6 protein-coding genes are annotated in these 3,605 nt (G+C 62.2%); all 6 read right to left on the bottom strand.

Annotation, left to right across the window (positions count from 1 at the left end; all coding sequences use genetic code 11):
* On the bottom strand, positions 1–654 hold a 654-nt coding region (gene rplB / locus RMO40_RS15835; protein ID WP_309723427.1), incomplete at its 3' end, for a 50S ribosomal protein L2.
* A complete protein-coding gene (rplW, locus tag RMO40_RS15830; RefSeq protein ID WP_309723424.1) occupies positions 654–983 on the bottom strand; it encodes a 50S ribosomal protein L23 in 330 nt (109 codons plus the stop codon). The genes rplW and rplB, both read right to left, overlap by 1 nt.
* A complete protein-coding gene (gene rplD / locus RMO40_RS15825; protein WP_309723421.1) occupies positions 980–1,600 on the bottom strand; it encodes a 50S ribosomal protein L4 in 621 nt (206 codons plus the stop codon). The genes rplW and rplD overlap by 4 nt, the downstream gene beginning before the upstream one ends.
* Positions 1,600–2,301 carry a 50S ribosomal protein L3 gene (gene rplC / locus RMO40_RS15820; RefSeq protein ID WP_309723418.1) on the bottom strand — a complete coding sequence of 234 codons (702 nt, stop codon included), beginning with the start codon at positions 2,299–2,301 and terminating at the stop codon, positions 1,600–1,602. The genes rplD and rplC overlap by 1 nt, the downstream gene beginning before the upstream one ends.
* Positions 2,302–2,481: 180 nt before the next feature.
* Positions 2,482–2,793, bottom strand: a complete 312-nt coding sequence (gene rpsJ / locus RMO40_RS15815; RefSeq protein WP_019561663.1) for a 30S ribosomal protein S10 — start codon at positions 2,791–2,793, stop codon at positions 2,482–2,484.
* A gap of 94 nt (positions 2,794–2,887) precedes the next feature.
* On the bottom strand, positions 2,888–3,605 hold a 718-nt coding region (locus RMO40_RS15810), incomplete at its 5' end, for an EF-Tu C-terminal domain-related protein (RefSeq protein WP_309723402.1).

Genomic DNA, 3,605 nt, shown 5'->3' with positions numbered 1-3,605 from the left:
CGGTCGGATACCCTTCCAGCGAATCGCGCCGGCCTTGCCGTATTGACGCAGGCTGTGCTCTTCATTCGACACTTCGCCAATGGTGGCGCGGCAGTCGATGTGAATGCGGCGAACCTCACCCGAGCGCAGGCGAACCTGAGCGTAGGTGCCTTCGCGCGCCAGCAGCGTCGTCGACGTACCGGCCGAGCGGGCGATCTGCGCACCCTTGCCAGGCAGCATCTCGATGCAATGGATGATCGAACCCACCGGGATGTTGCGGATCGGCAGCGTGTTGCCGGCCTTGATCGGCGCTTCTGCGCCGCTCATGACCGTCGAACCCACTTCCAGGCCACGCGGGGCAATGATGTAGCGGCGCTCGCCATCGGCGTAACACACGAGCGCGATGTGCGCCGTGCGGTTCGGGTCGTACTCGATGCGCTCGACCTTTGCCGGGATGCCATCCTTGTTGCGCACGAAGTCGACCACGCGGTAGTGGTGCTTGTGACCACCGCCCTTGTGGCGAATCGTGATGTGCCCGTTGTTGTTGCGGCCCGAGTGCTGGAATTGCGGCTCGACCAGCGACGCTTCGGGCTTGCCCTTGTGCAGGTGTGCATGCACCACCTTCACCACGGCACGGCGGCCAGGCGAGGTCGGTTTGACTTTGATGACGGCCATTACGCGGCCTCCCCAGAGAAGTTGAGCTCTTGGCCCGCCTTCAGTGACACATACGCCTTCTTGACGTGGTCACGGCGGCCAATCGAACGACCGAATTTCTTGACCTTGCCCTTTTGGATCACGGTCTGAACCGATTCGACTTCGACCTTGAACAGCATCACGACGGCCGCCTTGATCTCGGGCTTGGTCGCATCGCGCAGCACCTTGAACATCACCTGGTTGTTCTTCTCGGCGACGGCGGTGGCCTTTTCGCTCACGATCGGAGCGACCAGCACTTGGGCCAGACGGTTGTCGGCGTGCTTGGGCTTGTTGACTTGGGTGGCGCTCATGCGAACATCTCCTGGAGTTGCTCGATCGCGGCCTTGGTCACCAGCACCTTCTTGTAGTGCACCAGCGAGAGCGGGTCAGCGTGACGCGGCTCAACGACCAGCACATTCGGCAAGTTGCGCGAAGCCAGGAACAGGTTGTCGTCGACTTCGGCCGAGATCACCAGCACCGAGCTCAGGCCCATGGCCTTGAACTTGGCAGCCAGCAGCTTGGTCTTGGGTGCGTCGATGGTGATCGAATCAACCACGGCCAGGCGGCCTTCACGAGCCAACTGCGAGAGGATGGCGGCCATACCGGCGCGGTACATCTTCTTGTTGACCTTCTGGGTGAAGTTTTCGTCCGGGCTGTTCGGGAAAATCCGACCGCCTCCACGCCACAGCGGCGAAGACGTCATACCGGCACGAGCGCGGCCGGTGCCCTTTTGGCGCCACGGCTTCTTGGTCGAGTGCTTGACCTCGGCACGATCGAGCTGCGCACGGGTGCCTTGGCGTGCGTTGGCCTGGAAGGCCACGACGATCTGGTGCACCAGCGCTTCGTTGTAATCACGTGCGAACACGGTGTCGGGCGCGTCAACCTTCGCGGTTGCCTGGCCTTGTTCGTTCAGGAGCTCGAGTTGCATTACTTGGCTCCTTTCACAGGCGCTGCGGCGGCTTCGCCACCACGCCTGACCTTCACCTTGACAGCAGGGCTCACGACCACATGGCCGTTCTTGGAGCCCGGCACCGCGCCACGCACCAGCAGCAGCTGGCGGGCTTCGTCGATGCGAACGATGTCGAGGTTCTGGGTGGTCTTGGTCACGTCACCACGCTGGCCGGACATCTTCTTGCCCGGAAACACGCGACCCGGATCCTGCGCCATCGAGATCGAGCCCGGCACGTTGTGCGAACGGCTGTTACCGTGCGACGCGCGCTGCGACTTGAAGTTGTGACGCTTGATCGTGCCGGTGAAGCCCTTGCCGATGGAGGTGCCTTGCACGTCCACCAGCTGACCCACGGCAAACGTGCTGACCGGCACCTGGGCGCCCGGCTTGAAGCCAGCAGCCACGTCGGCGGCAACACGGAATTCCTTGAGGATCTCACCGGCTTCAACGCCCGCTTTCGCGAGGTGGCCAGCTTCAGGCTTGGACACGCGCGAAGCTTTGCGCGAACCAAACGCCACTTGAATGGCGCTGTAGCCGTCGGATTCTGCGGTCTTGACCTGGGTCACGCGGTTGTTGGACACGTCCAGCACCGTCACAGGCACGGCATCGCCGTCGTCTGTGAAGATGCGCATCATGCCCACCTTGCGGCCCAGCAAACCGAGACGGTTGCTCAGACTCATAATTTTCTCCAGCCCCCGCACCCTTCGGTTTGGAAGCCTTTGTTTCGATACCCGACATCGATTGGCCGGGCTGACTGGTTGGAATACAAACGCGCCCTGAAGGGCGCACCTGTTTCCGGGAAAGCCTGCGATTGTAGGGCAGAAGCCGGGTTAACGGCAACTGCCTTACAGACAGGGGTCTTACTGCAGCTTGATCTCGACGTCGACACCAGCCGGCAGGTCGAGCTTCATCAGCGCGTCCACGGTCTTGTCGGTCGGATCAACGATGTCCATCAGGCGCTGGTGCGTGCGGATTTCGAACTGGTCGCGCGACGTCTTGTTGACGTGCGGCGAACGCAGGATGTCGAAACGCTGCATGCGTGTCGGCAGGGGCACCGGGCCCTTGACGATGGCGCCGGTGCGCTTGGCGGTGTCGACGATTTCCAGCGCGGACTGGTCGATCAGCTTGTAGTCAAACGCCTTCAGGCGAATGCGGATCTTTTGCTTTTGCATGACGAATTCCTAAAAAGAACGATGCGGCCTTGCGGTCGCGGGGTGCACAGGCCGGGCGTGGATCTTTTCAATCCAGCCCAGTCGTCACGCAGTCTTACTCCAAGATCTTTGCCACGACGCCGGCGCCGACGGTGCGGCCGCCTTCACGGATGGCGAAGCGCAGGCCTTCTTCCATGGCGATCGGGTTGATCAACTTGACGGTGATGCTGACGTTGTCGCCAGGCATGACCATCTCTTTGTCCTTGGGCAGCTCCACCGCACCCGTCACGTCGGTCGTGCGGAAGTAGAACTGCGGGCGGTAGTTGTTGAAGAACGGGGTGTGGCGCCCGCCCTCTTCCTTGCTCAACACGTAGATCTCAGCGGTGAAGTGGGTGTGCGGCTTGACGCTGCCCGGCTTGCACAGCACTTGGCCACGCTCGACGTCTTCGCGCTTGGTGCCGCGCAGCAAGATGCCCACGTTGTCGCCGGCTTGACCTTGGTCGAGCAGCTTGCGGAACATTTCCACGCCGGTGCAGGTGGTCTTCTGGGTGGCCTTGATGCCGACGATTTCGATTTCTTCGCCAACCTTGATGATGCCGCGCTCGATACGGCCGGTCACCACGGTGCCGCGCCCGGAGATCGAGAACACGTCTTCAACCGGCATCAGGAAGGCGCCGTCCACGGCACGCTCGGGGGTGGGGATGTAGGTGTCCAGGGCTTCTGCGAGCTTCAGGATCGCGCCTTCGCCGAGTTCGCCTTTGTCGCCTTCCATGGCGAGCTTGGCGCTGCCATGGATGATGGGGGTGGCGTCGCCGGGGAAGTCGTATTTGTCG

Source organism: Rhizobacter sp. (assembly GCF_031412075.1).
Taxonomy (GTDB): Bacteria; Pseudomonadota; Gammaproteobacteria; order Burkholderiales; family Burkholderiaceae_C; genus Rhizobacter.
The sequence above is the reverse complement of the archived record's forward strand: the minus strand, read 5'-3'. Positions and strand labels throughout refer to the sequence as shown.